Genomic DNA, 204 nt, shown 5'->3' with positions numbered 1-204 from the left:
GAATTTTTCTAATGAACCTATAGACTTACCGATTTCCGTTTCGTTGATGGCAGTTTGCCAGGCACTCATTGCCTGCTCAGTATTTAAGTCTTGTAATGCCCCTAAAATACCGCTATACATAACGGCACCATTATAAGTACCCTCACCAAAACCTGTTCCTTTTTTTCCTTTGACTATAACTTCAGAAACATAAATAGTTCCCGG

1 protein-coding gene is annotated in these 204 nt (G+C 39.2%); it reads right to left on the bottom strand.

Annotation, left to right across the window (positions count from 1 at the left end; translation table 11 throughout):
* The coding region (locus tag SB679_RS26685) for a hypothetical protein (RefSeq protein WP_410705484.1) at positions 1–204 on the bottom strand (204 nt) is incomplete at both ends.

Source organism: Chryseobacterium sp. SIMBA_029, from assembly GCF_046535275.1.
In the GTDB taxonomy this organism is placed as follows: Bacteria; Bacteroidota; Bacteroidia; order Flavobacteriales; family Weeksellaceae; genus Chryseobacterium.
The sequence above is the reverse complement of the archived record's forward strand: the minus strand, read 5'-3'. Positions and strand labels throughout refer to the sequence as shown.